Source organism: Bradyrhizobium sp. Kon69, assembly GCF_055807515.1.
The window spans coordinates 133,377-157,135 of the sequence record NZ_JBVVOS010000007.1 but is presented as its reverse complement, the minus strand read 5'-3'; the positions used below and the strand labels follow the sequence as shown (position 1 = coordinate 157,135).

Annotated in this window: 23 protein-coding genes; 13 read left to right on the top strand and 10 right to left on the bottom strand. The window is 65.0% G+C overall.

The window, feature by feature from the left end:
• Positions 1-96: 96 nt before the first annotated feature.
• From AC0L3U_RS12005 to AC0L3U_RS11995, 3 genes are all read left to right on the top strand, one after another.
• A complete protein-coding gene (locus tag AC0L3U_RS12005) occupies positions 97-789 on the top strand; it encodes a glutathione S-transferase family protein (protein ID WP_007598553.1) in 693 nt (230 codons plus the stop codon).
• On the top strand, positions 738-1,928 hold the full coding sequence (gene queG, locus AC0L3U_RS12000; RefSeq protein WP_473361887.1) for a tRNA epoxyqueuosine(34) reductase QueG: 1,191 nt from the start codon (positions 738-740) through the stop codon (positions 1,926-1,928). Before AC0L3U_RS12005 ends, queG begins: the two co-directional genes overlap by 52 nt.
• 194 nt (positions 1,929-2,122) lie before the next feature.
• Positions 2,123-2,920 (top strand): acyl-CoA thioesterase domain-containing protein, encoded by a 798-nt coding sequence (locus tag AC0L3U_RS11995; protein ID WP_473361886.1) that lies wholly within the window; start codon positions 2,123-2,125, stop codon positions 2,918-2,920.
• Positions 2,921-2,937: 17 nt separating this feature from the next.
• Here AC0L3U_RS11995 and AC0L3U_RS11990 read toward each other — a convergent pair whose 3' ends face one another.
• Positions 2,938-3,408, bottom strand: a complete 471-nt coding sequence (locus AC0L3U_RS11990) for a nuclear transport factor 2 family protein (RefSeq protein WP_473361885.1) — start codon at positions 3,406-3,408, stop codon at positions 2,938-2,940.
• Positions 3,409-3,594: 186 nt separating this feature from the next.
• Positions 3,595-4,419, bottom strand: coding sequence for an alpha/beta hydrolase (locus AC0L3U_RS11985; RefSeq protein ID WP_473361884.1), 825 nt, complete (start codon positions 4,417-4,419; stop codon positions 3,595-3,597).
• Between the two features lie 249 nt (positions 4,420-4,668).
• Here AC0L3U_RS11985 and infC point away from each other — a divergent pair, with 249 nt between their 5' ends.
• Positions 4,669-5,208 carry a translation initiation factor IF-3 gene (gene infC / locus AC0L3U_RS11980; RefSeq protein ID WP_085349942.1) on the top strand — a complete coding sequence of 180 codons (540 nt, stop codon included), beginning with the start codon at positions 4,669-4,671 and terminating at the stop codon, positions 5,206-5,208.
• Between the two features lie 109 nt (positions 5,209-5,317).
• Here infC and AC0L3U_RS11975 read toward each other — a convergent pair whose 3' ends face one another.
• On the bottom strand, positions 5,318-5,722 hold the full coding sequence (locus AC0L3U_RS11975; RefSeq protein WP_473361883.1) for a hypothetical protein: 405 nt from the start codon (positions 5,720-5,722) through the stop codon (positions 5,318-5,320).
• Between the two features lie 270 nt (positions 5,723-5,992).
• Here AC0L3U_RS11975 and rpmI point away from each other — a divergent pair, with 270 nt between their 5' ends.
• Positions 5,993-6,193, top strand: a complete 201-nt coding sequence (gene rpmI / locus AC0L3U_RS11970; protein WP_007598540.1) for a 50S ribosomal protein L35 — start codon at positions 5,993-5,995, stop codon at positions 6,191-6,193.
• Between the two features lie 89 nt (positions 6,194-6,282).
• Positions 6,283-6,642, top strand: a complete 360-nt coding sequence (gene rplT / locus AC0L3U_RS11965) for a 50S ribosomal protein L20 (RefSeq protein WP_007598538.1) — start codon at positions 6,283-6,285, stop codon at positions 6,640-6,642.
• A gap of 11 nt (positions 6,643-6,653) precedes the next feature.
• On the opposite strand, the gene AC0L3U_RS11960 is transcribed toward rplT, so the two are convergent.
• Entirely contained in the window at positions 6,654-7,064 is a 411-nt protein-coding gene (locus tag AC0L3U_RS11960; protein WP_473361882.1) for a hypothetical protein, read from the bottom strand.
• Between the two features lie 150 nt (positions 7,065-7,214).
• On the opposite strand from AC0L3U_RS11960, the gene pheS reads away from it, so the two are divergent.
• From pheS to AC0L3U_RS11945, 3 genes are read left to right on the top strand one after another with little or no spacing between them, the layout of a single operon-like run.
• The gene (gene pheS, locus AC0L3U_RS11955; RefSeq protein ID WP_473361881.1) at positions 7,215-8,297 is read left to right on the top strand and encodes a phenylalanine--tRNA ligase subunit alpha; all 1,083 of its coding nucleotides are present in this window, start codon (positions 7,215-7,217) and stop codon (positions 8,295-8,297) included.
• On the top strand, positions 8,294-10,702 hold the full coding sequence (pheT, locus tag AC0L3U_RS11950; RefSeq protein WP_473361880.1) for a phenylalanine--tRNA ligase subunit beta: 2,409 nt from the start codon (positions 8,294-8,296) through the stop codon (positions 10,700-10,702). The genes pheS and pheT overlap by 4 nt, the downstream gene beginning before the upstream one ends.
• A gap of 23 nt (positions 10,703-10,725) precedes the next feature.
• Positions 10,726-11,496 (top strand): sulfite exporter TauE/SafE family protein, encoded by a 771-nt coding sequence (locus AC0L3U_RS11945; RefSeq protein WP_473361879.1) that lies wholly within the window; start codon positions 10,726-10,728, stop codon positions 11,494-11,496.
• Positions 11,497-11,657: 161 nt separating this feature from the next.
• On the opposite strand, the gene AC0L3U_RS11940 is transcribed toward AC0L3U_RS11945, so the two are convergent.
• The gene (locus tag AC0L3U_RS11940) at positions 11,658-13,046 is read right to left on the bottom strand and encodes a flavin monoamine oxidase family protein (RefSeq protein WP_473361878.1); all 1,389 of its coding nucleotides are present in this window, start codon (positions 13,044-13,046) and stop codon (positions 11,658-11,660) included.
• A 192-nt stretch (positions 13,047-13,238) separates the two neighbouring features.
• Between AC0L3U_RS11940 and AC0L3U_RS11935 the strand changes: the two genes are divergently transcribed.
• On the top strand, positions 13,239-14,207 hold the full coding sequence (locus AC0L3U_RS11935) for a YiiX/YebB-like N1pC/P60 family cysteine hydrolase (RefSeq protein ID WP_247461227.1): 969 nt from the start codon (positions 13,239-13,241) through the stop codon (positions 14,205-14,207).
• A gap of 106 nt (positions 14,208-14,313) precedes the next feature.
• Here AC0L3U_RS11935 and AC0L3U_RS11930 read toward each other — a convergent pair whose 3' ends face one another.
• Complete coding sequence (locus AC0L3U_RS11930; protein WP_007598521.1) at positions 14,314-14,589, bottom strand: metal-sensitive transcriptional regulator; 276 nt, start codon at positions 14,587-14,589, stop codon at positions 14,314-14,316.
• 50 nt (positions 14,590-14,639) lie between these two features.
• Here AC0L3U_RS11930 and AC0L3U_RS11925 point away from each other — a divergent pair, with 50 nt between their 5' ends.
• A complete protein-coding gene (locus AC0L3U_RS11925; RefSeq protein ID WP_473361877.1) occupies positions 14,640-17,075 on the top strand; it encodes a heavy metal translocating P-type ATPase in 2,436 nt (811 codons plus the stop codon).
• A gap of 184 nt (positions 17,076-17,259) precedes the next feature.
• The gene (nikR, locus tag AC0L3U_RS11920; RefSeq protein ID WP_473361876.1) at positions 17,260-17,706 is read left to right on the top strand and encodes a nickel-responsive transcriptional regulator NikR; all 447 of its coding nucleotides are present in this window, start codon (positions 17,260-17,262) and stop codon (positions 17,704-17,706) included.
• Between the two features lie 195 nt (positions 17,707-17,901).
• Here the strand turns inward: nikR and AC0L3U_RS11915 are convergent, their stop codons facing one another.
• Both AC0L3U_RS11915 and AC0L3U_RS11910 read right to left on the bottom strand, forming a co-directional pair.
• Positions 17,902-18,849 (bottom strand): hydroxymethylglutaryl-CoA lyase, encoded by a 948-nt coding sequence (locus AC0L3U_RS11915; RefSeq protein WP_473361875.1) that lies wholly within the window; start codon positions 18,847-18,849, stop codon positions 17,902-17,904.
• A complete protein-coding gene (locus tag AC0L3U_RS11910; protein ID WP_473361874.1) occupies positions 18,846-20,039 on the bottom strand; it encodes a CaiB/BaiF CoA transferase family protein in 1,194 nt (397 codons plus the stop codon). The genes AC0L3U_RS11915 and AC0L3U_RS11910 overlap by 4 nt, the downstream gene beginning before the upstream one ends.
• A 192-nt stretch (positions 20,040-20,231) precedes the next feature.
• Here AC0L3U_RS11910 and AC0L3U_RS11905 point away from each other — a divergent pair, with 192 nt between their 5' ends.
• Positions 20,232-20,972: a sulfate transporter family protein gene (locus tag AC0L3U_RS11905; protein ID WP_473361873.1), complete on the top strand. Its 741-nt coding sequence runs from the start codon at positions 20,232-20,234 to the stop codon at positions 20,970-20,972.
• A 6-nt stretch (positions 20,973-20,978) separates the two neighbouring features.
• Here AC0L3U_RS11905 and AC0L3U_RS11900 read toward each other — a convergent pair whose 3' ends face one another.
• Entirely contained in the window at positions 20,979-22,607 is a 1,629-nt protein-coding gene (locus AC0L3U_RS11900) for an MFS transporter (RefSeq protein WP_473361872.1), read from the bottom strand.
• Positions 22,594-23,730, bottom strand: a complete 1,137-nt coding sequence (locus AC0L3U_RS11895; protein WP_473361871.1) for an HlyD family secretion protein — start codon at positions 23,728-23,730, stop codon at positions 22,594-22,596. Before AC0L3U_RS11895 ends, AC0L3U_RS11900 begins: the two co-directional genes overlap by 14 nt.
• Positions 23,731-23,759: the final 29 nt, after the last annotated feature.

Sequence of the window (23,759 nt, the reverse complement as noted above, 5' to 3'; positions counted from 1 at the left end):
CGGCGTCGCGCCCTTGCTTCGCGGTTTTGAATGACTAGTGTGGCGCCGCACAAACATTGATGGATTCTTAAGCACCATCACATAGTCAAAGGCTTCATGTTTACGCTGTTTCATCATCCGTTCTGCCCGCATTCGCGGTTCATCCGCCTGATCGCGGGAGAATACGGGCTTGAGCTGAAGCTGATCGAAGAGCGCAGCTGGGAGCGGCGCGAGGCATTTCTGCTGCTCAATGCGGCGGGCACGACGCCCGTCCTGGTGGACGACGAGCAGCCGCCGATCCCGGGCGCGGCGATCGTCGCCGAATATGTCGACGAGGCCTATGGCTCCGAGATGGGACTGAAGCGCCTGATGCCGGACACGATCGGCGAGCGCGTCGAGGTCCGCCGGCTGATGGCTTGGTTCAACGAAAAGTTCTTCGAGGAAGTCTCCCACCCGCTCGTCACGGAGCGCATCTACAAGCGCTTCATGAGCGAGGACAACGGTGGCGGCCCGCCCTCGGCCGACGTGATGCGCGCCGCCAAGGCCAATGTGCGCTATCATCTGGCCTATATCGGCTGGCTGGCGCAGACGCGTAATTTCCTCGCCGGCGACCGGCTCAGCTACGCGGATCTCGCCGCCGCGGCGCACCTCTCGGCGATCGACTATCTGGGCGACGTGCCATGGAGCGAGGACGACGCGGCAAAGGCGTGGTACGCGCGGGTGAAATCCCGCCCGTCGTTCCGTCCGCTGTTGAGCGAATGGCTGGCCGGCGTGCCGGCGTCGCGGACCTACGTGGACTTGGACTTCTGAACTCCGATCCGACCGAACTGAAGACCGCGCTCGCAAACGAGGCGCGCGCGCTCGGCTTCGACTGCATCGGCATCACGGAGCCCGGCACGATCGAAAGCGCCGGACAACATTTTCTCGAATTCATCGCATCGGGCGGCCATGGCGACATGGATTGGCTCGCCGCGCAGCCGGAGCGCCGGGTCGATCCGCGCGGGCTGTGGCAGGACGTGCGCAGCGTCATCATGCTCGGTGTCAATTACGGTCCCGACCAGGATCCGCTCGCGATCCTGCAACAGCGCACGCGCGCGGCGATCTCGGTCTATGCGCAGGGCGACGACTATCACGACCTCATCAAGAAGCGCCTGAAGGCACTGGCGCGATGGCTGGTCGCGACCGCAACTTGCGAGGTGAAGCCTTGCGAAGTGAAAGTATTCGTCGACACCGCGGCCGTGATGGAGAAACCCCTGGCGCAGGCCGCGCATCTGGGCTGGCAGGGCAAGCACACCAATCTGGTCTCGCGCGAATTCGGCTCATGGCTGTTTCTCGGCGCGATCTACACCACACTGGAGCTGCCGCGCGACGATGCCGAGATCGATCATTGCGGCTCGTGCCGGGCGTGTCTCGACATCTGCCCGACCGCGGCCTTCCCCGCGCCCTACAAGCTCGATGCAAGGCGATGCATCTCCTATCTCACCATCGAGAACAAGGGACCGATCCCGCGCGAGTTTCGTAAAAGCATCGGCAACCGCATCTATGGCTGCGACGATTGCCTTGCCGCCTGTCCCTGGAACAAATTCGCGCAGGAGGGCCGTGAGGCCAAGCTCGCCGCGCGTGACGCTTTGCGCGCGCCAGGTCTTGCCGAGCTAGCAGGGCTCGACGACGCGTCGTTCCGCGCGCTGTTCACGAAGTCACCGGTGAAGCGCATCGGCCGCGACCGCTTTTTGCGCAACGTGCTGATCGCGATCGGCAACTCCGGCGATGCGGCACTGGCGGACGAGGCGCGGCGATTGCTGGAGGATGAGAGCGCACTGGTGCGCGGGGCTGCGGTATGGGCGCTGGGGCAGTTGATGCCACGGGATGAGTTCGAGGCGACGAAGGCTTCCGCAATGGGCAACGAGCGCGACGAGAGTGTGCGTGAGGAGTGGCAGGCCGCCTCCTAACTCTTGGCGTCATGCCCCGCGAAGGCGGGGCATCCAGTACGCCGCGGCGTCTCGATGCAATCACAACCGCCTCGGAGTACTGGATCGTCCGCCTTCGCGGACGATGACAGCAGTTGTGTCGTGCGCAGTGCTGCGCCCCTGACCTCTCGCCGCCACCCTTGATTTCCCCACACGTTCCTTCAAGCTCGCGCATCATGACAAACATGCCTTTCTTCACCCGCGACGGCGACACATTCCATCCGACGGAAGTCGCCAACGGCCCATGGGATCCGAAATCGCTGCACGGTCGCGTCATCGTCGGCCTGCTCGGCTTCGCCATCGAGGAGCGCCATTCCGGCCCCGAATTCGTGCCGGCGCGGCTGACCGTCGACATGTTTCGGCTGCCGACCATCGACAAGCCGATCGAGGTGACAACACGGCTGGTGCGCGACGGGATGCGCATCCGCGTCGTGGAAGCAGAGTTCTTTTCCGGTGGCGTCGGCATGGCGCGCGCCTCGTGCCAGCTGTTGCGGCGAACGCAGAATCCGGACGGCAATGTCTGGTCGCCGCCGAACTGGGACGTGCCGAAGCCGGCCGACATTCCCAAGCCCACCGATCCCAGGCTCGGCATGAACGGCAAATGGACCACGCGACCGATCGTCGGCCAGATGGGCTCGCTCGGGCCACGAAAACTCTGGATGAGCGAGGTGCGCGAGCTGGTCGCGGGCGTGCCGATGACGCCGTTCGTCCATGTCGCCACCGGCGCCGACTTCGCCAGTCCGTTCGCGAACGCCGGCGACAAGGGGCTCGGCTACATCAACAGCGACGTCACGATCTATCTGCACCGCCTGCCGGTGACGAACTGGATCGGCTTCGAGGTGGTGAACCACCAGGCCACCGACGGTGTCGCGATCGGGGAATGCTGGCTGTACGACGAAGCGGGGCCGATCGGCACCGCCACGGTCGCGGCGCTGGCGCAGCGCAAGCCCATGATAAATCCGTCGAAGCGGTAGGTGCGCAAGAACGACGGCTAGCCAAAATGCCGCTGCATCTCCGGCCGCGCCTTGAGCTCCGCGCCCTGCCTGGCGACGATCTTCGCGATTCTTTCCGGCGCAAACTTCAAATCGACGAACGCCGGCGCCGTGTTCGCGACCTCGTGATAGCTGACGATCCTGCCGCCGCGAAGCGTCATGATCGCCACGCCCTCGAACATCGCCCGCGCGCCATCGGCCTCCGGCAAGGTCGAGCGATAGCTGAACGTGTAGCGCGCATAGAGCGTGGTGCCGTCCGACACCGGATCGTGCATGTCCCACCGGAAGTCGGTCGCCGTGCGATAGAACCAGTCGTCGATCATCGCGGCGATCTTCTCGCGGCCGGCGAAGGCGCCATAGAACACGTCGTGATAGACGCCGTCCTCGGTGAAGAGATCCGCAAAGGCTTTTCCGTTGCGTTGTTCGACGGCATCGCAGAACGCGCGCAGCATGGCGGTGGTGGTTGTCATGGTGCCTCACGGTGTTTCTTGTTGCGCCCTCGCCCCTTGTGGGAGAGGGCAGCTCCGCTCCTTGACACGCATTCACTTGGGTGAGGGGTCTGTTTCCGCGAATGCGCCACTCGCGTTCGCGGAAGCAACCCCTCATCCGGCGCTGCGCGCCACCTTCCCCCACAAGGGGGGAAGGAGGAAAGCACTTCACCCGATCTCGGCCACGGCGGCAAGAATGCGGGCGATGTCCTGCGGGCGCGAGAGGCGGTGATCGCCGTCCTGGATCATGGTCAGCACGACGTCATCGGCCGGCAGGCGGTGGGTCAGCGCGAACGCGTGCTGCCAGGGCACGTCGGGATCCTGCGCACCTTGCAGGATGCGGACGGGACAGCCGAGATCGATGGCGCTGCCGAGCACGAGATGGTTGCGCCCCTCCTCGATCAGATTCCGCGTGATCGGATAGGGCGAGCCGTCGCCATAATCCGACGGTCTCAGCCAGACGCCTTTGGTCTCGATCTCCTTCTTCACCGCGGCCGGAAAATTCTTCCACATCAGCTCCTCGGTGAAGTCGGGCGCCGGCGCGATCAGGATCAGGCCCGCCAGCGAGGCCTTGGCTTGCTGTTTCTCTTGCCGCTTTTTAATCTCGCGCGCGAGCAGCAGCGCCATCCAGCCGCCCATGGACGAGCCGATCAGGACTTGCGGGCCGTCGCAGAACCGCTCGAACACGGCGACGCTTTCCTCGAGCCAGCGCCCGATGGTTCCGTCGGCGAAATCGCCACCGGATTCGCCGTGGCCGGAATAATCGAAACGGACCACGGCGCGGCCGTGGTCCCGGGCCCATTCGTCCAACGCCACGGCCTTGCTGCCCCGCATGTCCGATTTGAACCCGCCGAGCCAGACCAGTCCCGGTCCTTGACCTGATTCTGGATCAGATTTTTGGGCCGCGCGGCGGCGCACCGCGATCCGGCGTGCGGAGGGGCCCTCGCCCACATCGATGAAGTCGAGCACAGCATCGGGAATTGGGTGATTCATGGAACGTTTACTCTGGCTGTGCGGTTTGAGCTGTCCGGACGTGCTCCGCAGCGCAGCCGGACGTCGTCATTGGCCCTTTGGGACGCTTGCGGAACAGAAGCAAGGTGTCTATGTCCCTCTGCGTGCCCCGCCGTGGCCAAAATGCCTCGCATTTGAGGCTTTTTCGACCGCCGCACGAGCGATTGCTTGCCGGCAACCGTATCTTCCTGCAAAATAGCCGCCTCTTTTCATAACTTTGGAGAACCACCCATTCGCCGTCCAAATAAAGCCCCGCCCACTGCCGCCAAAGACGGGCCGCGCATCAATGACGATATTCGCAATGCGCAGATCCAGCTGATCGATCAGACCGGTGACAACAAGGGCACCATCGAGACCGTCGCGGCTATCCGCCTGGCCCAGGAAGCCGGCATGGATTTGGTCGAGATCTCGCCGAACGTCAGCCCTCCCGTCTGCAAGATCATGGACTACGGGAAGTATAAGTATTCCGCGCAGAAAAAAGCCGCCGAAGCCCGCAAGCGGCAGAAGATCGTCGAGATCAAGGAGATCAAGCTCCGCCCGATGATCGACGACCACGATTACGAAGTGAAGATGCGCGCCATGCAGCGGTTCTTCGAAGAAGGCGACAAGGTCAAGATCACCCTGCGCTATCGCGGCCGCGAAATGGCGCACCAGGAGATCGGCACCAAGCTGCTCGACAAGATCAAGACCGATGTCGCCGAGCTCGCCAAGGTGGAGCAGGACGCGCGGTTCGAGGGCCGTCAGGTCGTCATGGTGCTGGCGCCGCGCTGACGCCGGTTGTTCAGGATTGAGAGTTCAACGGCCCGTCCGGATCTCCGGCGGGCCGTTTTGTTTTGGCCGAGGAGCAAGCGGGGGAGGGAGCGCATCGCGTGCTTGGCGACTAGCTCCTCGTCGCTTGCCAGGTGCCGCTGCACTGATCGCCGGAGATGATACCCTTCCACGAACCGGCGCCGTTCACGCCAGCAAGCCGGCCGCCGCCGTGGGCATGGGACGCCCCGACCGAGACCTGGACCGCGACGGTACCGCTGCGCTTGACCGTGCCGGAGACCCGGCCACCGCCGGCGGACGACACCCGGCTGCCCGCGACGGTGAAGGGAACGCTGTAGCCGGAGCTGCAATTGCCGCGGGTGGTGGCGAAGGTGACATTCCAGACGCCGTCATAGCCGCGGATGCGAGCATCGGCAGTCGACGGAAACGCAGCGATGGCGAGTACAGCCAACAGCGCCAAGCGGCGCGGATGAGCGACATCCGTCAAAGACGGAAGCGATTGGGAAAAATAGGGCATTTTAATCCTGCTCCGGGCGACACGGCTCGGACATGAGGTTAGCAATTCCGGATAGTCGGCGGCTAGGTTCCACCGGTTCATCGTTGCCAATTCGCCCGTCCTCTGTCATAAGCCCAGCCTTCATTGCCCGGCTGATTAAGGGCTGCCGTGGCGGTGTCCGTGCGGGTTTCGCGCTTGTTCGCAAAACCTGAGCACAATCAACGCTCTAACGAGCATTTTGACGGCCAGCCGCCTTCGCGGGCGGATTTCTATGGCCATTAGGAGAGCCAAATGCCCAAGCTGAAGACCAAATCGGGCGCTAAAAAGCGCTTCAAGGTGACTGCCACCGGCAAAGTGATGTTCGCTCATCGCAGCAAGCGTCACGGCATGATCAAGCGGACGAAGAAGCAGATCCGGCAGCTGCGCGGCACCGCCGTGCTGTTCAAGACCGACGGCGACAACGTCAAGAAGTACTTCTTGCCGAACGCCTGATCGCGTCCAAGATCGTTCAAGATCATTGCCACCCGCGCCGCAGCTTCGCGGCGATCCGAACATCAAGTCACTTCTGAAGGATATTTGTCATGGCTCGCGTCAAACGCGGTGTGACCGCCCACGCCAAGCACAAGAAAGTCTACAAGGCCGCCAAGGGTTTCCGCGGCCGCCGCAAGAACACGATCCGCACCGCCAAGCCGGCGGTCGAGAAGGCTCTCGTGTATGCCTTCCGTGATCGCAAGCGCAAGAAGCGGACGTTCCGCGCGCTCTGGATCCAGCGCATCAACGCTGCCGTGCGTCCGTTCGGCCTGACCTACAGCCGCTTTATCGACGGCATGGCCAAGTCCGGGATCACCGTGGACCGCAAGGTGCTGTCGGATCTCGCGATCAACGAGCCCGCGTCGTTCCAGGCGATCGCCGAGAAGGCCAAGGCCGCTCTGGCGGCCTGAGCACGCCCGCGCTAACGGCCGGCTGCGCCGGCCTTCAGCGCGCGTTGCGAGTAGCGCTGGGCGATCTCCGCCCGGCAGAATGCCGTGAACGACAGATACATGGTGCCGGATTTATTCCGGTACTTCCGGTCGCACGCGCGCATCTCGCGTCTGTAAGCCTGTTTCCGCGCAATGTTGAGGCCGGGCATGAAGTCCGCCTCGCATTTCTTCTCGACGGCGGTGCCGAGCTGGACATCGCCGCTCGCGGTCAATTGGCAATCCTGAAACATTTTCATCGCGCTTTCGCAGCCCTTCTGGGCAGCGATGGTGGCGACGACCTCGTCCAGCGTCATGGATTTCTCCATGCAGACCATGGCGCGCGCCGGGGTGCTCGCGACGGAGAGAACGACGGCGAGAGCAGCCAGACCGGATCTTGAGAGCATCGCGAAAGTCTCCTCGTATCCCCCTTGGTGCCAGCCTCCCGCGCGAGGTTCAACCCAGCCGCTCGTCAGCCCGAATGACCGGCTTTTCGCTTGACGTTACGGCCTTCGGGCGGCGACAACCCAGCCGAATTTGGCAGCAGGGATTTGACCGTGTCCGACCTCGCAATGCTCGAAACATCCATCCTCGACCAGATCGCCGCCGCCGGCGACGAGGCCGCCCTCGAAGCGGTACGCGTCGCAGCCCTCGGCAAGAAGGGTTCGATCTCGGCGCTGCTTGCCACGCTCGGAAAAATGTCGCCGGACGAGCGCAAGACCCAGGGCGCTGCGATCAACCAGGCCAAGGACAAGATCACCGAAGCGCTCGCCGCGCGGCGCGACGTCTTGAAATCGGCGGCGCTCGACGCGCGGCTTGCGTCGGAAACCATCGACGTCACCCTGCCGCTGCGCGATGCGCCGGTCGAGGCCGGCCGCATCCATCCGCTGAGCCAGGTCTGGGACGAGCTGACCACGATCTTTGCCGACATGGGATTCTCGGTCGCCGAAGGCCCCGATATCGAGACCGACGACTACAACTTCACCAAGCTGAATTTTCCGGAAGGCCATCCCGCGCGCGAGATGCACGACACCTTCTTCTTCCATCCGAAGGAGGACGGCTCCCGCATGCTGTTGCGTACCCACACCTCGCCGGTGCAGGTGCGCACCATGCTGAGCCAAAAGCCGCCGATCCGCGTGATCTGCCCGGGCCGCACCTATCGCATCGATTCGGATGCGACCCACACGCCGCAATTCCACCAGGTCGAAGGCCTCGTCATCGACAAGCACTCCCATCTCGGCCACCTCAAATGGATCCTGCACGAGTTCTGCAAGGCGTTCTTCGAGGTCGATCACATCAACATGCGCTTCCGGCCCTCGTTCTTCCCGTTCACCGAGCCGTCGCTGGAAGTCGACATCCAGTGCCGCCGCGACAAGGGCGAGATCCGCTTCGGCGAGGGCGAGGACTGGCTCGAGATTCTCGGCTGCGGCATGGTGCATCCAAACGTGCTGCGCGCCTGCGGCATCGATCCCGACGAGTACCAGGGCTTCGCCTGGGGCATGGGCATCGACCGCATCGCCATGCTGAAATACGGCATCGCCGATTTGCGCCAGCTGTTCGACAGCGACGTCCGCTGGCTGTCCCATTACGGCTTCAAGCCGCTGGAAGTACCGACCCTCGCGGGAGGGCTGAGCTCGTGAAATTCACCCTCTCCTGGCTGAAGGAACATCTCGACACCGACGAGCCCTTGGACAAGCTCGCCGAGAAGCTCACCATGATCGGGCTCGAGGTCGAGAACATCGAGGACAAGGCGAAGGCGTTGAAGCCGTTCACCATCGCGAAGGTGATATCCGCCGAGCAGCATCCGAATGCGGATCGGCTGCGCGTCTGCATGGTCGACACCGGCGACGGTGGCGCACCGGTGCAGGTCGTGTGCGGCGCGCCGAATGCGCGGACGGGTCTCGTCAGCGTATTTTCGCCGCCCGGCACCTACATTCCCGGCAAGGACATCACGCTCGGTGTCGGCACCATCCGCGGCGTCGAGAGCCGCGGCATGCTGTGCTCGGCGGCTGAATTGCAGATTTCCAACGACCATGACGGCATCATGGAATTGCCCGCGGATGCGCCGATCGGCGCTGCCTACGCCGCATGGGCCGGCCTCGGCGATCCCGTGGTCGAGATCAATCTGACCCCGAACCGGCAGGACTGCACCGGCGTGCATGGTATCGCGCGCGATCTTGCCGCCGCCGACATGGGCAAATTCAAAGATCCCACCATCAAGCCGATCAAGGGCGAATTCCCGTGCCCGGTGAATGTCACGGTCGAGGACGCGACGTTGTGCCCGGGTTTTGCGCTTCGTCTCGTGCGCGGCGTGAAGAACGGGCCGTCGCCGGAATGGCTGCAGAAGCGGCTGACCGCCATCGGGCTGCGCCCGATCAACGCGCTGGTCGACATCACCAACTTCATGACCTACGACCGCGCGCGGCCGCTGCACGTGTTCGACGCCAAGAAAGTGAAGGGCAATCTCGTGGTGCGCCGCGCGCGTGACGGCGAGACGCTGCTCGCGCTTGACGGCCGCAACTACAATCTCGATCCCGCAATCTGCGTGATCGCGGACGAGCACGGCGTCGAATCGCTCGCCGGTATCATGGGCGGCGAGGCCTCGGGCTGCGACGAAACCACCACCGACGTGCTGATCGAATCGGCGCTGTGGAACGAGATCAACATCGCCCAGACCGGCCGCAAGCTCGGCATCAATTCGGATGCGCGCTATCGTTTCGAGCGCGGTGTCGATCCGGCCTTCATGGTGCCGGGGCTGGAGCTCGCGACGAAACTGGTGATGGAGATGTGCGGCGGCACGCCGTCGGAGAACGTCGTGGTCGGCAAGACCTTCGGCGACGACCGCGTGATCGATTTTCCAGTCACCGAGGTCAAGCGGCTCTCCGGCATCGAAGTGCCGATGCCGGAGATGAAGCGCATCCTGACCCATCTCGGCTTCATGATGGCGGGCCCGGGCCCCGTCGTGAAGGTCGCGGTGCCGTCGTGGCGTACCGACGTGCACGGCAAGGCCGACATCGTCGAGGAAGTCGTCCGCATCCACGGCGTGGACAAGGTGCCGATGACGCCGTTCGAGCGCGGCGAGGACGCACGCAAATCCGTGCTGACCCCGCTCCAGCTCCACACCCGCCGCGCCAGGCGCGCGCTGGCGAGCCGCGGCATCATCGAAGCGGTGACCTGGTCCTTCATCACCAAGTCTGCCGCACAGCTGTTCGGCGGCGGCCAGCGCGAGCTCGAGGTCGCCAACCCGATCGCGTCGGATTTGTCAGACATGCGCCCGACCCTGTTGGCGGGCCTGATCGCGGCGGCGCAGGCCAATGCCGATCGCGGCTTTGGCGATGTCGCGCTGTTCGAGGTCGGGCAGGTGTTCAAAGGCGATCGCCCGCAGGATCAGTTCATGGCGGCAAGCGGCGTCCGTCACGGCTTTGCGTCCTCGCAAGGCCTCGGACGGCACTGGTCGGGCTCGGCGCAGGCTGACGTGTTCGACGCCAAGGCCGATGCGCTCGCGGTGCTCGCCGCCGCCGGCGCACCGATGCAGGCGCTTCAGATCGTCGCGGGCGGCCCGTCCTGGCTGCATCCCGGACGCTCTGGCACGATCCAGATCGGGCCGCAGAACGTGCTCGGCTATTTCGGCGAGATGCATCCGCGCGCGCTCGAGGCGCTCGGCGCCGGCGGCCCGCTGATGGTATTCGAGGTGATCCTCGACCGCGTCCCCGAGGCGAAGAAGAAGCCGACCCGTGCCAAGCCCGTGATCGAGCTGTCGGCATTCCAGCCGGTCTCACGCGATTTCGCCTTCATCGTCGACCGCACCGTGAAGAGCGGCGACATCGTGCGCGCGGCCCAGAGCGTCGACAAGAAGCTGATCACCGCGGTGAACGTGTTCGACGTCTACGAAGGCAAGGGCATCGACGACGGCAAAAAGTCGATCGCCATCGCGGTGACGATCCAGCCGCGCGAAAAGACCCTGACCGACCAGGAGATCGAGGCCGTCGCCGCGAAGATCGTGGCGGAGGTGACGAAGAAGACCGGCGGCACTTTGAGAGCATGATCATGCTCGAGAAATCATAGAGCATGAATCTCACTGACTTTCTTCCAAAGGACGTCAGCCTCACCATTGCGATGGCGCTCTGCGCCGTCGCTTTCGTTTCAGGCACCGCGCGCGGCTTCTCCGGCTTCGGCTCGGCGCTGATCTTCATGCCGCTGGCGAGCAGCATCGCGGCGCCGCGTCTGGTTGCCGCGCTGCTCCTCGTGATCGATTTCGTCGCGGCCGCGCCGCTGCTGCCCGACGCCTGGCGCAAGGCCGACCGCAAGGCCACCGCCGTGATCGTGCTGGGCGCGCTGGTCGGCGTCCCCGTCGGCACCTATTTCCTCAGCGTGCTCGAACCCGTCACGACGCGATGGATCATCTCCTGCTTCGTTGCCGCGCTGTTGCTTCTGTTGCTGTCGGGCTGGCGCTATCGCGGCAAGGACCACACTTGGCTCTCGGTCGGCATCGGCAGCCTCTCGGGCTTCTGTAGCGGCCTCGCCCAGACCGGCGGCCCGCCGATCGTCGGCTATTGGCTCGGCCGACCGGTCGCATCGATCGTCGCGCGCGCCAACATCCTGCTGTTTTTTGGCGCGTCGGATTTCTTCTCGATGGTCAGCTACGCGACCACAGGACTGATCAGCCGCGAATCGCTCGTGCTGTCGCTGATCGTCGGGCCGGTCTATGCGATCGGCGTCGCCTTCGGCGCGTCGCTGTTCGGCCGCGCCAGCGAGAAAGTGTTTCGCGCGATTTGCTATGGGCTGATCGCGATCGCGGTGGTCGCCGGGCTGCCGGCGCTGGATGGGGTGTTACGGTAGGTCTCCAAGTCGTCCCGGCGAAGGCCGGGACCCATACCGCGTGATGTATCGGTGTAGCCGGTAGGAGTACCGAACGGCGTGTCTTCGCCAAACCGCGTTTTGTGGTTATACGTCCCGGCCTACGCCGGGACGACCGCGGAGTATGTTGCGGCTTAGTTGCCCTATTGCCGTGGCGCCCTGCGCTTCTTCGTCGACTGCGTCGGCACATCAGCCGGCTCGTCCTTCAGCGCGCCGATCTTGCGCAAGGCTGCGTCCGCGGCGCGCTCGCCGCTTTCCCAGGCGCCGTCGACGGTGCCCCACAGCGTCTCGTGCGTGGCTTCGCCGGCGAGGAACATGTTGCCGATCGGCTCGGCAAGGATTCTTCGCGAGAGCTGACCGCCGGGCGAGGCCGCCGACATCGCACCCATCACGAAGGGCGAGGCGTTCCAGCGCGTCACGCTGGCTTTCTGCACGGCCGCGGCGACCTCGCTGCCGAACAGCTTCGTGATCCATTCTCTGGCGAAGGCCGTCATCGCCTTCTCGCCTTGCTGGGTGAGATCGCGGCCGAACGAGCCGCCGACATCGATCGAGCAAAGCGAGGAGCCGCCGATATTGGCGAACATCAGCGCCGTGCGCGTCGAATTGCTCTGCTCGATCAGGATGTCGTCGCGCGACAGGCCGAGCGGATTGCCCGGCAGTTGCAGCACGATGTGATCGTAGCTTCCCAGCGTGAGCTTCGAGGCGGCATCGAGCGTGCGCTTCGGAATGTCAGGCCCAAACTTGATCGCGCCCGAAATCAGCACATTGGTCGAGACCGTGATGATGGCGGCGCGTGCGGCGATCCTGCCGGCCTGTGTCTCCACGCTGACGTCGCGATTGCTCCAGACGATCCGGCTCGCCGGTGTCGACAGCGCGACCGGCGCCTGCTCACCGAGTTTGGTGATCAGGGTCCCCAGGCCCTGGCGGCAGGCGATCGCGGCGTTGCGATCCAGTGCCCGCGCCTTGTCGATCGCAGACAACTCCTTCAGGTCCTTGCCGGCGAAGCCCGCACCCAGCATGAACTCGGCCGCGCCGGCCCAGTCGCCGAGGTCCTTCGGCAGCACCGAGGCGCAGGCGGTATCGAGCTTGCCGCGCGCGGCCTCGTCGATAGCGCGGTTGGCGCGCACCAGCGCCGCCAGGAATTCCTCGGTCTCGCCGGCGCGTGCGTTGCGGCGGCCGATGCGCATCTTCTGGCCTGATGGCGCCGGCAGAACGTCGAGCCCGGCACTGCGCGCCAGCCGGATCATCGGATTGGTGTCGGGATTGTGCATCCAGCGCGCGCCGCGATCGAACGGCGTGTCGAAGGTGGTCGTATCCGTGATGCAGCGGCCGCCGATCTGCGACGCAGCTTCCACCACCACGACCTTGCGATTGGCCGCCATGATGCGCCGCGCTGCGGCAATTCCGGCAGCGCCCGCGCCGATCACGACAATGTCAGCCTCGCGCGGCACGGTCGCGGCGGTTGCGCGCAGGACCGGCATCGCGGCAAGGCCCGCCGACGCCGATAGGAAGCTGCGGCGCGTGATTGTCATGGCATGGTTTCCGGAGACTTGCAGCAAACGGGAACAGCTAGCGAACCTTGCCGTATCTGATGTTGCGCGGCAACCATCATGGTGAATCAATCGTGCTTGATGTCACGGAGCGATGAACCGAATTGCAACACGTTCAGACCATGGTAGAGAAGAGAAAAAGACGGCCGGAAAAGGCCGTGGGGGAGTTTTGAAATGGGGACGGTCCTGGATTCGGTCGGCAAGCTGATTGCCGCGTACCTCTCGAAGGAGGTGCCGGGCTATGAGCCGTTCACGCCGAGCGACCCAGAGCATCTGCGCGGCGTCATCGAGCCGGGCGACGTGCTGCTGGTCGAGGGCAACAACCGCATCTCGGGCATCATCAAATATCTGACGCAGTCGACCTGGTCCCACGGCGCACTCTATGTCGGCCCGATCGAGGGCGCGGAAGAGCCTGATGGCGAGCCGCACGTGCTGATCGAGGCCAATATCGGCGAGGGCGTCACCTCCGCGCCGCTGTCGAAATATTTCCCCTATCACACCCGCGTCTGCCGCCCGGTCGGGCTGTCCTATGAGGACCGCACCACGGTCTGCCGCTATGCGATCAACCGCATCGGCTTCGGCTACGACACCAAGAACATCGTCGACCTGATGCGCTTTCTGTTTCCGCTGCCGATCCCGCAGCGCTGGCGGCGCCGCATGATCTCGATTGGCTCGGGCGATCCCACCAAGATCATCTGCTCGGCCCTGATCGCGCAAGCGTTCGACGCCGTGCGTTACCCGATCCTGCCCAAGATCACCAAGGCCGGCAGCCGTGCCGCCCGCCGCGAGATCCTGCACATCCGCGATTCCTCGCTCTACATGCCCCGCGACTTCGACATCTCGCCCTATTTCGAAGTCGTCAAACCCACCATCGTGCACGGCTTCGACTACACCGCCTTGCACTGGGCCGACAAGCAGAAGCCGCTCGAGGAGGTAGCCGGCACCTTCGGTGTGTTTCCAGAAACGTTCAGTGCGCCGCCGCTCGTTCCTGAAGCGATTGACGAAGAGGCGCCGGTTCCGGCTGAAGAAGTGATGCGTGAGGCGGCTGCGGAGATGAGCGTTGCCTTCTCCGAGCATTTTGTGCTGCTGAACGATCTCGCAAAGTACCGCGCGCAAGGACACGCGCTGGAGATGGCGGCGTAACCGTCCCTCCAACATCGTCATTGCGAGCGCAGCGAAGCAATCCAGACCGTCTTTGCCCGAACAGTCTGGATTGCTTCGTCGCTACGCTCCTCGCAATGACGGCGAGCTACCGCTCCGCCCGCCCAATCACCGCCATCAGCTCCGCGATCTTCTCGCGCTGATCGGCCTTGTCGCCGCTCGCGATCGCATGCTCGACGCAATGGGCGACGTGATCTTTCAGAACCTCTTCCTCGACCCGACGCAACGCGGCGCGCACCGCCGAGATCTGCGTGACGATGTCGATGCAATAGCGATCTTCCTCGACCATTTTCGAGAGGCCGCGAACCTGCCCCTCGATCCGGCCGAGACGTTTTCCGACGGATGCCTTGATGTCCTTGCGCATGCGGACTATATACCCCCCCAGGGTATAACTTGCAAGGCCGGAGCGTGGCAATGAACGACGCCGAACACGAACACCATCACAAGCCGGAAACACATTCCGGATGCGGCTGTTCCAGCAAAGTTGCCCCGGTCGACAAGCCCGCCGCTGCCGCCTGCTGCGGCGCGCACGGCGATCACGCGCATGACCACGGCGCCGCGGCAAAAGTCCGCGATCCCGTCTGCGGCATGACCGTCGATCCCGCGACGTCCAAGCACCGCTTCGACCATCACGGCGAGACCTTCCATTTCTGCTCGGCCGGCTGCCGCACCAAGTTCGCCGAGGATCCCGCAAGATATCTGGCCAAGGACAAGACGCCCGAGCCCGAGATGCCCGCAGGCACGATCTACACCTGCCCGATGCATCCGCAGATCCGCCAGGTCGGGCCCGGAAGCTGTCCGATCTGCGGCATGGCGCTCGAGCCGGAAGTGGCGAGCCTGGAGACCGGCCCTAATCCCGAGCTTGCCGACATGACCCGGCGGTTCTGGATCGGCGGCGCGCTGGCGCTGCCGGCCGTGGTGCTGGAGATGGGCGGCCATCTCGCAGGCCCGCACAACTGGATCGATGCGACGCTGTCGAACTGGATCCAGCTCGTCTTCGCAACGCCCGTGGTGCTGTGGGCCGGCTGGCCGTTCTTCGTTCGTGGCTGGCAGTCGCTGCTGACGCGCAACCTCAACATGTTCACGCTGATCGCGATGGGCACGGGCGTTGCCTATGTCTACAGCCTGATCGGCACCATCGCGCCGGAGATTTTCCCTGCCACCTTCCGCGGCCACGAAGGCGCGGTCGCGGTCTATTTCGAGGCAGCGGCGGTCATCACCGTGCTGGTGCTGCTCGGGCAGGTGCTGGAGCTGCGCGCACGCGATGCGACCTCGGGTGCGATCAAGGCGCTGCTGCAGCTCGCCCCCAAGACCGCGCGCCGCGTCGATGCTGACGGCAGCGAGCACGAGGTCGAGATCGACGCACTTCATGCCGGTGACCGCTTGCGCGTGCGTCCTGGCGAAAAAGTGCCGGTCGACGGCGTCATTCTGGAAGGCCGCTCCTCGCTCGACGAGTCCCTCGTCACAGGCGAATCGATGCCGGTGACCAAGGAGACGGGCGCGAAGGTGATCGCGGGCACGCTCAACCAATCCGGCAGCTTCATCATGCGCGCCGACAAGGTAGGCCGTGAGACGCTGCTGTCGCAGATCGTGCAGATGGTCGCGGACGCGCAGCGCTCGCGCGCGCCGATCCAGCGCCTCGCCGACCAGGTCGCGGGCTGGTTCGTGCCGACCGTGATCGCCGTTGCCATTATCGCATTCGCAGCCTGGGCCTGGTTCGGGCCGGAGCCGCGGCTGGCCTTCGGCCTCGTCGCCGCCGTCAGCGTGCTGATCATCGCCTGTCCCTGCGCGCTCGGCCTGGCGACCCCGATGTCGATCATGGTCGGCGTCGGCCGCGGCGCGCAAGCAGGCGTGCTGATCAAGAACGCCGAGGCGCTGGAGCGGATGGAGAAGATCGACACGCTGGTGGTCGACAAGACCGGCACGCTGACCGAGGGCAAGCCGAAGGTGGTCGCGATCGTGCCGGCGGCCGGCTTTGCGGAAGACGACATCCTCCGCATGGCCGCGAGCGTCGAGCGCGCCAGCGAGCATCCTCTGGCCGACGCGATCATGCGCGCGGCGAAGGAGAAGCAGCTCGCGCTGGGCCAGGTCGAGCAATTCGATTCACCGACCGGCAAGGGCGCGACCGGCAAGGTCGACGGCAAAACCATCGTGCTCGGCAATGCCAAATATCTGACGTCGATCGGCATCGACACCAAAACCCTCGATGGCGAGGCCGAACGGCTGCGCAGCGATGGCGCGACCGTGATCAACATGGCGGTCGACGGCCGGCTTGCCGGCCTGTTCGCGATCGCCGATCCGGTCAAGGCTTCCACACCGGAAGCGCTGAAGGCGCTCGCGGCGGAAGGCATCAAGGTCATCATGCTGACCGGCGACAACCGCACCACGGCGGAAGCCGTGGCGCGCAGGCTCGGCATCGCCGATGTCGAGGCCGAAGTGCTGCCGGACCAGAAGAGCGCGGTGGTGACAAAGCTGCAGAAGGCCGGCCGCAGCGTCGCGATGGCCGGGGACGGCGTCAACGACGCGCCGGCGCTGGCCGCGGCCGAAGTCGGCATCGCCATGGGCACCGGCACCGACGTGGCGATGGAGAGTGCCGGCGTCACGCTGCTGAAGGGCGATCTCACCGGCATCGTGCGGGCGCGAAAACTGTCGCAGGCGACCATGAGCAACATCCGGCAAAATTTGTTCTTCGCCTTCATCTACAACGCCGCAGGCATTCCGATCGCGGCCGGCATCCTCTATCCGACCTTCGGCGTGCTGCTGTCGCCGATCATCGCAGCCGCCGCGATGGCGCTCTCTTCGGTGAGCGTCGTTGGAAATGCGCTGCGGCTGCGGGCGACGCGGCTGTGACAGTGGACTCCCTCGCCCCGCACTTCGCGGGGAGAGGGTTGGGGTGAGGGGTGTTTCCACATTACCGCTAACAGTTGGACTCGTGGAGAGTCCCTCTCACCCGGAATTCAAGCTACGCTCGAATCCGACCTCTCCCCGCAAGCGGGGCGAGGTAAGAAAGAGCAGTACCTGCTGAGAGGACCTGATGCAGCGAATTACGATCACGATCGAGGACGATCTGCTGGCGGAGATCGACGCGGCGGCGGAAGCGCGCGGCTACCAGAACCGCTCCGAGATCATCCGCGACCTCGCACGCGCCGGCTTACAACAGAGCAGCGAGGACACCGCACAGAGCGGTTCTTGCGTCGCCGGTCTCGTCTATGTCTACGACCACGCCGCCCGCGATCTCTCAAAACGCCTGGTGCAGGAATTCCATGGTCACCACGACCTCGCGCTGGCGACGCTGCACGTCCATCTCGACGACAATAATTGCATGGAGATGACGGCACTGCGCGGCGACGCCTCCGAGGTCCGACATTTCGCCGACCACATCATCGCCGAACGCGGCGTGCGCTATGGACGTGTGGTGATGATCCCGACGGGGGACGGCAAGCAGGCGAAGGCGCGGAAGCAGGCGCATCGGCATGAGTAGGTTGGACTAGCACCGCGGCACTTTTCCCCTCTCCCCTTGTGGGAGAGGGTGGCTCGCCGCGAAGCGGCGAGACGGGTGAGGGGTATGTCTCCGCGACTACTCCTCTTCGAGCTCGCGGTGAGAGACCCCTCATCCGGCGCTTCGCGCCACCTTCTCCCACAAGGGGAGAAGGGAAGAGCGTTCCGCCCGTGGCTCCTACGCCGCCTTCGCTGCACCCCCGCCCGGCAAGCCCGCCCGCGCAACGCCGCCATACAGCGTTTCGTTCGGCATCTCCTCGCGCAGGATCCTGCGCACCGTGATCAGTTTCTCCAAATCGATGCCGGTCGGAAAACCCTTGCTCTCGCACAGGAAGACGAGATCCTCGAACACGACATTGCCGGTCGCGCCGGGCGCGAAGGGGCAGCCGCCGAGGCCGCCGAGCGAGCCGTCGAGGATGCGCGCGCCTTCGTCGAGCGCGGCGGCCGCGTTCGCGATGCCCATCCCGCGGGTGTCGTGGAGATGGATGCAGATCGGCTTTGAGCCTGCGAGCTTCACCGCGGCGCGCGTCAGCTCCGCCACTTGCTTCGGCCCGGCATAGCCGACGGTGTCGGCGATGCCGACGAAATCGACGCCAGCCTCCAGGCATTTATCGACCAGCCGCAGCACCTCCGCAGGGTCGACCGCCCCGGTGATCGAGCAGCCCAGCGCCATCGAGATCGCCGCGTTGACGAGCGGCTTGTGGCTAGTGGCATCGCGCATCTCGCACAGGCGCTTCAAATTCGCGATCGCGGACTCGCGCGAGCGGTGCGCATTGGCCTGGCTGTGCTCTTCCGTTGCCGAGACCACGGAGGCGATTTCGGCGACGCCTGACGCCAGCGCCTCGTTCACGCCGCGCTCGTTGAGCGCAAGCGCGATGCCATGCGCGCCGGGCAATGAAGCGACGGTCGCGACGACGTCACGGACATCGATAAATTGCGGAAACGTCTTCGCCGGCAGGAACGAGCCGACCTCGAAATGGCGCACACCGGCGGCATATTCCTCGCGCACCCAGCGCTGCTTGGCGTCGGTCGACGGAATTTTCTTCACGAGCTGGAGCCCGTCGCGCAGGCCGACTTCGCGCAGGCTGACGCGCTCTGCGGGGTAAATCTCCTGAATCCGGCTCATCCGCGCCTCCCTGTTGTTTTTGACGTGACGTCCTCATTTTCGTTGTCGATCTCGGCGCGAACGGCCGCCGTATCGGCACCGAGCGGCGCGACCTTCAGGCCTTCGCCGATATGGCTGCCGTTCCATTCGATCGGCAACGCCGGCACCCGGAACGGCTTGCCGTCGGCGGTGACATTGTTGACGAGCCCACCCGGCCGCAGCACATGCGGATCGGCGAAGAGATCCTCGGGCCGGTTGATCGGCGAGAAGCAGATGTTGAGCGCATCGAGCCTCTGCGACAGTTTCGCCACGTCCCACTGCCTGATGATTCCGGCCGCGCGCGGAATGATCCGCCCGCGCGCCAGGATGCGGTCGGTCGTGGTGCGCAAGGCGGGATCATCGAGGAATTCAGTCAGCCCGAACTCGCGGCAAAAGCTCTGCCAATGGCCTTCGGTGACGACGCCGATGAAGATGCGCTCGCCGCCGGCGGTCTCGAAGATGTCGTAGATCGGCCAGGCATGCTCGCGCTCCGGCATCGAGCGCGGCTTGTTGCCGGTCATCTCGTATTCGACCATGTGCTGGGCGACCAGGAACAGGCAGTTCTCGAACAGGCCGATGCGGATGTCGGCGCCGTCGCGTTTTCCCCCGCGCTTCTGATAGAGCGCCGCGAGGATCGCGATCACGCCGAACATGCCGCCCATGATGTCGTTGGCGGACGAGCCGACGCGCTGCGGCTTTTCGCTGGTGCCGGTCATGGCGGCAAGGCCCGCCATCATCTGCACGACCTCGTCGAGCGCGGGGCGGTGCTCGTAGGGACCGGAGAGGAAACCCTTGTGGCCGGCGATGATCAGCTCCGGATGCCGGCGGCGCAGTTCGTCGGCGCCAAGCCCCTGCTTCTCGAGCTGGCCGTCGCGAAAATTCTCAAGGAACACGTCGGCCGTCGCCAGCAGCCGGTGCATGGTGTCGCGATCCTCAGGCTTCTCGAAATCCAGCACCACGCTGCGCTTGCCGCGGTTGAACAAGGGGAAGAAGGCGGTGCCCATGCCTCCCAGGCTTCGGGTCTTGTCGCCCGCGGGCGGCTCGACCTTGATCACGTCGGCCCCGAGCTGCGCCAGGATCATGCCGCAGGTCGGGCCCATGACCATGTGGGTCATCTCGACGACGCGCACGCCTGCAAGTGGCAATCCGGCCGCCGATTCTTCCATTGCCATATGCGCCTGTTCCTTTGCCCGGCTGGTTCCGCGTGTTGTCAAGCGGGTTGGTGAAGCAACGGTCTTGCCGCATTCATCGTGGCTTCGTTGATGCGAGCGGTCAATCCGGCCATGAGCGGCGCCGCCGATCTCCCTTGCCGAACTGGCCCGGGGTGTCTACCTCTCGCGAGTGATTTCGTGAGAGGAACTCCCATGCTGGATGCCGCCGTCAAGGCGCTGTCGCAAATGATGTCGCCGGCGATGCGCTCGATCCTGTGGCGGTCGATCGGCGTCGCACTGGTGCTGATCATCGTGCTGGCGGTCGGCTTGCAGCGCCTGCTGAGCTGGCTTGCGACCTATGGCGAGGCCTGGCTGGAAGGCCTGCTCGGTCCGGGCTGGCACGCATCGCTCGAGGTATTGTCCTGGATCATTTCGATCGCCGCGGGCCTCGGCGTCGTGTTCGGAGCTGTGTTCCTGATGCCCGCGATCACCTCGCTGGTCGCGAGCCTGTTCGTCGACGACGTCGCCGACATTGTCGAGCGCGAGCACTATCCGGCCGAGCGGCCCGGCGTCGCGCTGCCGTTCAGCCAGGCCATCTACGAGGGTGTCAAGACCGCGCTCCTGACGATCCTGGTCTATCTGGTTGCGTTGCCGCTGGTGCTGTTCGCCGGCGCCGGTTTCCTGGTCTTCTTCCTCGCCACGGCCTGGCTGCTCGGCCGCGAATATTTCGAGCTCGCGGCGATGCGGTTTCGCTCGCCGGAGGACGCCAAGGCGATGCGGCGCGACAATGCCGCGACCATCTTCACCGCGGGCCTGTTCATCGCAGCCTTCGTCTCGATCCCAATCGTCAATCTGGCGACGCCGATCTTCGCCATGGCCTTCATGGTCCACATGCACAAGCGGCTGTCAGGCTCGCGACCCGAGCTGATCGAGCCGGCGCGGCAGATGCGCTGACGGTGTCTACCTCACCGACAGCCCGCATCTGCGCAACAGCATCCTGGCGAAGCCGAACGGCGCTGGCGTGAACGGGCCGGGCGGGGCACGGGTGACCAGCGCGACGACGCCGAGCGCGGCCATCGCCACCCAGAAGCACAGCCAGAAGCCGTCGATATAGGCGAGCACATTGGCCTCGCGCTGGACCAAGCCCGCGAGCGTACCGACCGCGCGTGCCTGGGCCGAGCCCGCACCATGGGCCGCAAAATGGTCGGCGAGCTGTTTCAGCATGCGGACCACGTCGACGTCACCGACGCCGAGATTCTGGCCGAGATAGAAGGAATGGATCTGCTCGCGGACGCGCAACCACGTCCCCATCAACGCCACGCCAATCTCGGCGCCACCGAGCCGCATGATCTGGATATAGGCGGCGAATGAGGTGGCGCGGCTCGGATCGGAATTGGACAGCAGCGTGATGATCAGCGGCAGCAAGGTCAGCGACTGCCCGATCGCCTGGAGCAGCACGATGCCCGCGAAATCCTCGCGCGCCCAATCATGGCTGAGCTGCGTGCCCCACAGATTGGCGGCGGCGAAGCAGGCAAATCCCACGACCACAACCGTCCGCGTATCGAAATGCCGCAGCAGCCAGATCGAAAGGGGCACCAGCACGAACATCGGCAAGGCGCCGTAGGTAAGCAGCAGCAAGCCACTCTGTTCCGGCCTGAGCAGGGCGATGGTGGCGAGGAAGTTCGGCACCAGCGAGGCGTTGGACAGGCTGGTCAGTGTGTAGAGCAGGATCAGGACCAACCCCAGGCCGATATTGCGCGAGAACAAGACGTTCACATGCGCCCAGGGCTGCCGCACCAGTGACTCGTTGACGAGGAAGCCTGCGACCAGCACCGCGCCGGCAGTGATCAACGCCATCACCGTTCCCGACCCCAGCCAGTCCAACCGGTTGCCCTGGTCGAGCCCGGCATAGATCATCGAGACGCCGGCGCCGAGCAGCAGCATGCCGCCCCAATCAGCCTCGCGCAGCAAAGCGCGATTCACCGGCTCGTTCGGCGTGCCCCAATAAACCATCAGGCCCATCAGGGGCGCGATCACGACGCTCTGCCAGTACAGCCATTGCCAGCCGAGATAGTCGACATAGAAGCCGACCAGCGAGCTCGAGGTATCAAGCGCGAAGCCGACGCGGATCGAATAGATCGAGATCGCCGGGAGCCACCAGCGGATCGGCAAATTGCGGAACACGATCATCAGCGTCGCCGGCACGAAGGTGCCGAGCAAGAGGCCATGCACGACGCTGAGCGCGAGCAATGTCGGATAGTCGTGCACGAACGGGATGATCAGCGAGACCGCGGCATAGACGAGGCTGGGGATGCCGAGCACGCGGCGCAGGCCGAATACGGTGGCAAGCCAGGCCACTGCGGGCGCGATGAAGATCTGCGAGCCGATGCCTGCCGTGGAGAGCCAGGCGCCCTCGTCGAACGAGAGCGAGAACGCGCCGCGCAGATCCGGCAGGCCAATCGTGGTCAGCCGGCTGTCGAAATTGGCGAGGAACGAGCCGAGCAGCACCGCCGCCACCGCAAACAAGGGTTGCGGGGCGACGCCGCCGCGCGAGAGCGGTCCGCGGCTGGAATCGTCATTTTCCGCCATTGCCGGCCTTGGTGTCGATGCTGGTGACGACCGACATGCCCGGCACCAGCCGCGTCAGCAGCGGCTGGTTGTCGTCGAACTGGATGCGCACGGGAATGCGCTGCACGACCTTGGTGAAGTTGCCGGTTGCGTTGTCCGGCGGCAACAGCGCGACCTGCGCGCCGGTCGCAGGCGCAATGCGCTCGACCCGGCCGCGCAACTTCTCGCGCGGGAAGCTGTCGACGGTGATCTCGACCGGCTGGCCCGGCGCAACGTGCGTAAGCTGGGTCTCCTTGTAGTTCGCGATCACATAGACCTTCGGCAACGGCACGACGTTGATGAGGTTGGTGCCGATGTTGACGTAGTCGCCGGGCTGCACCTGCCGCTCGCCGACGACGCCGTCGAATGGCGCCGATATCTTCGTGTAGCCGAGCTTGAGCTTGGCACTCGCCAGTGTGGCCTTGGTCGCTTCGAGATCAGCGGCGCGCTGCTTCCTGGTGCCTTGCAGGACTTCGAGCTGGTGCTGCTGGGCCGCGATCACGGCGCGGCTCGCACGCACGTCGGCCTGCGCCTTGGCATAGCCTGCGACCGCCTGTTCGAAGCGCTGCCGCGTGCCGGATTCGGTCTGCGTCAGCGATTGCTGGCGCTCCTGCTCCTGCCGCGCCTCGACCTCCAGGGCTTCGGCCGAGAGCCGCGCGGCTTGCGCCTGCGCGATCGTCGCATATTGCAGCTCGATCTGGTTGGCCAGATTGTCGAGCACGGCTTGCGCGGCGGCGACCGCCGCTTCGGACTGCGCGACTTGCGCCTCATAGTCGGCAGGATCGATCTGGATCAGGAGATCGCCGGCCTTGACGCGCTGGAAGTCGGTGACGCCGACGGTCAGCACTTCGCCGGAGACCCGACTGGCAAGCCGCGTCAGCTCGGCGCGCACATAGGCGTCGTTGGTGGTCTGGACCACCGAATTGCCGACCCATTCGTCGAAGCGCTGCGTTGCCAGCGCGACGAAGCCGAGCGCGACGATCACCGCGAACAGCGGAATCGCGAGCCGGCTCCACAGGGAGCTCGGCGGTCGCTGCGAGGGCTTCGGTGGCGGCGCCGGTGAGGCAGCAGGTGGCGAGGACGGGGTTTGTTCCTGCTGACTCACGATAGACTCCAAACCACTTTCCCGAACGC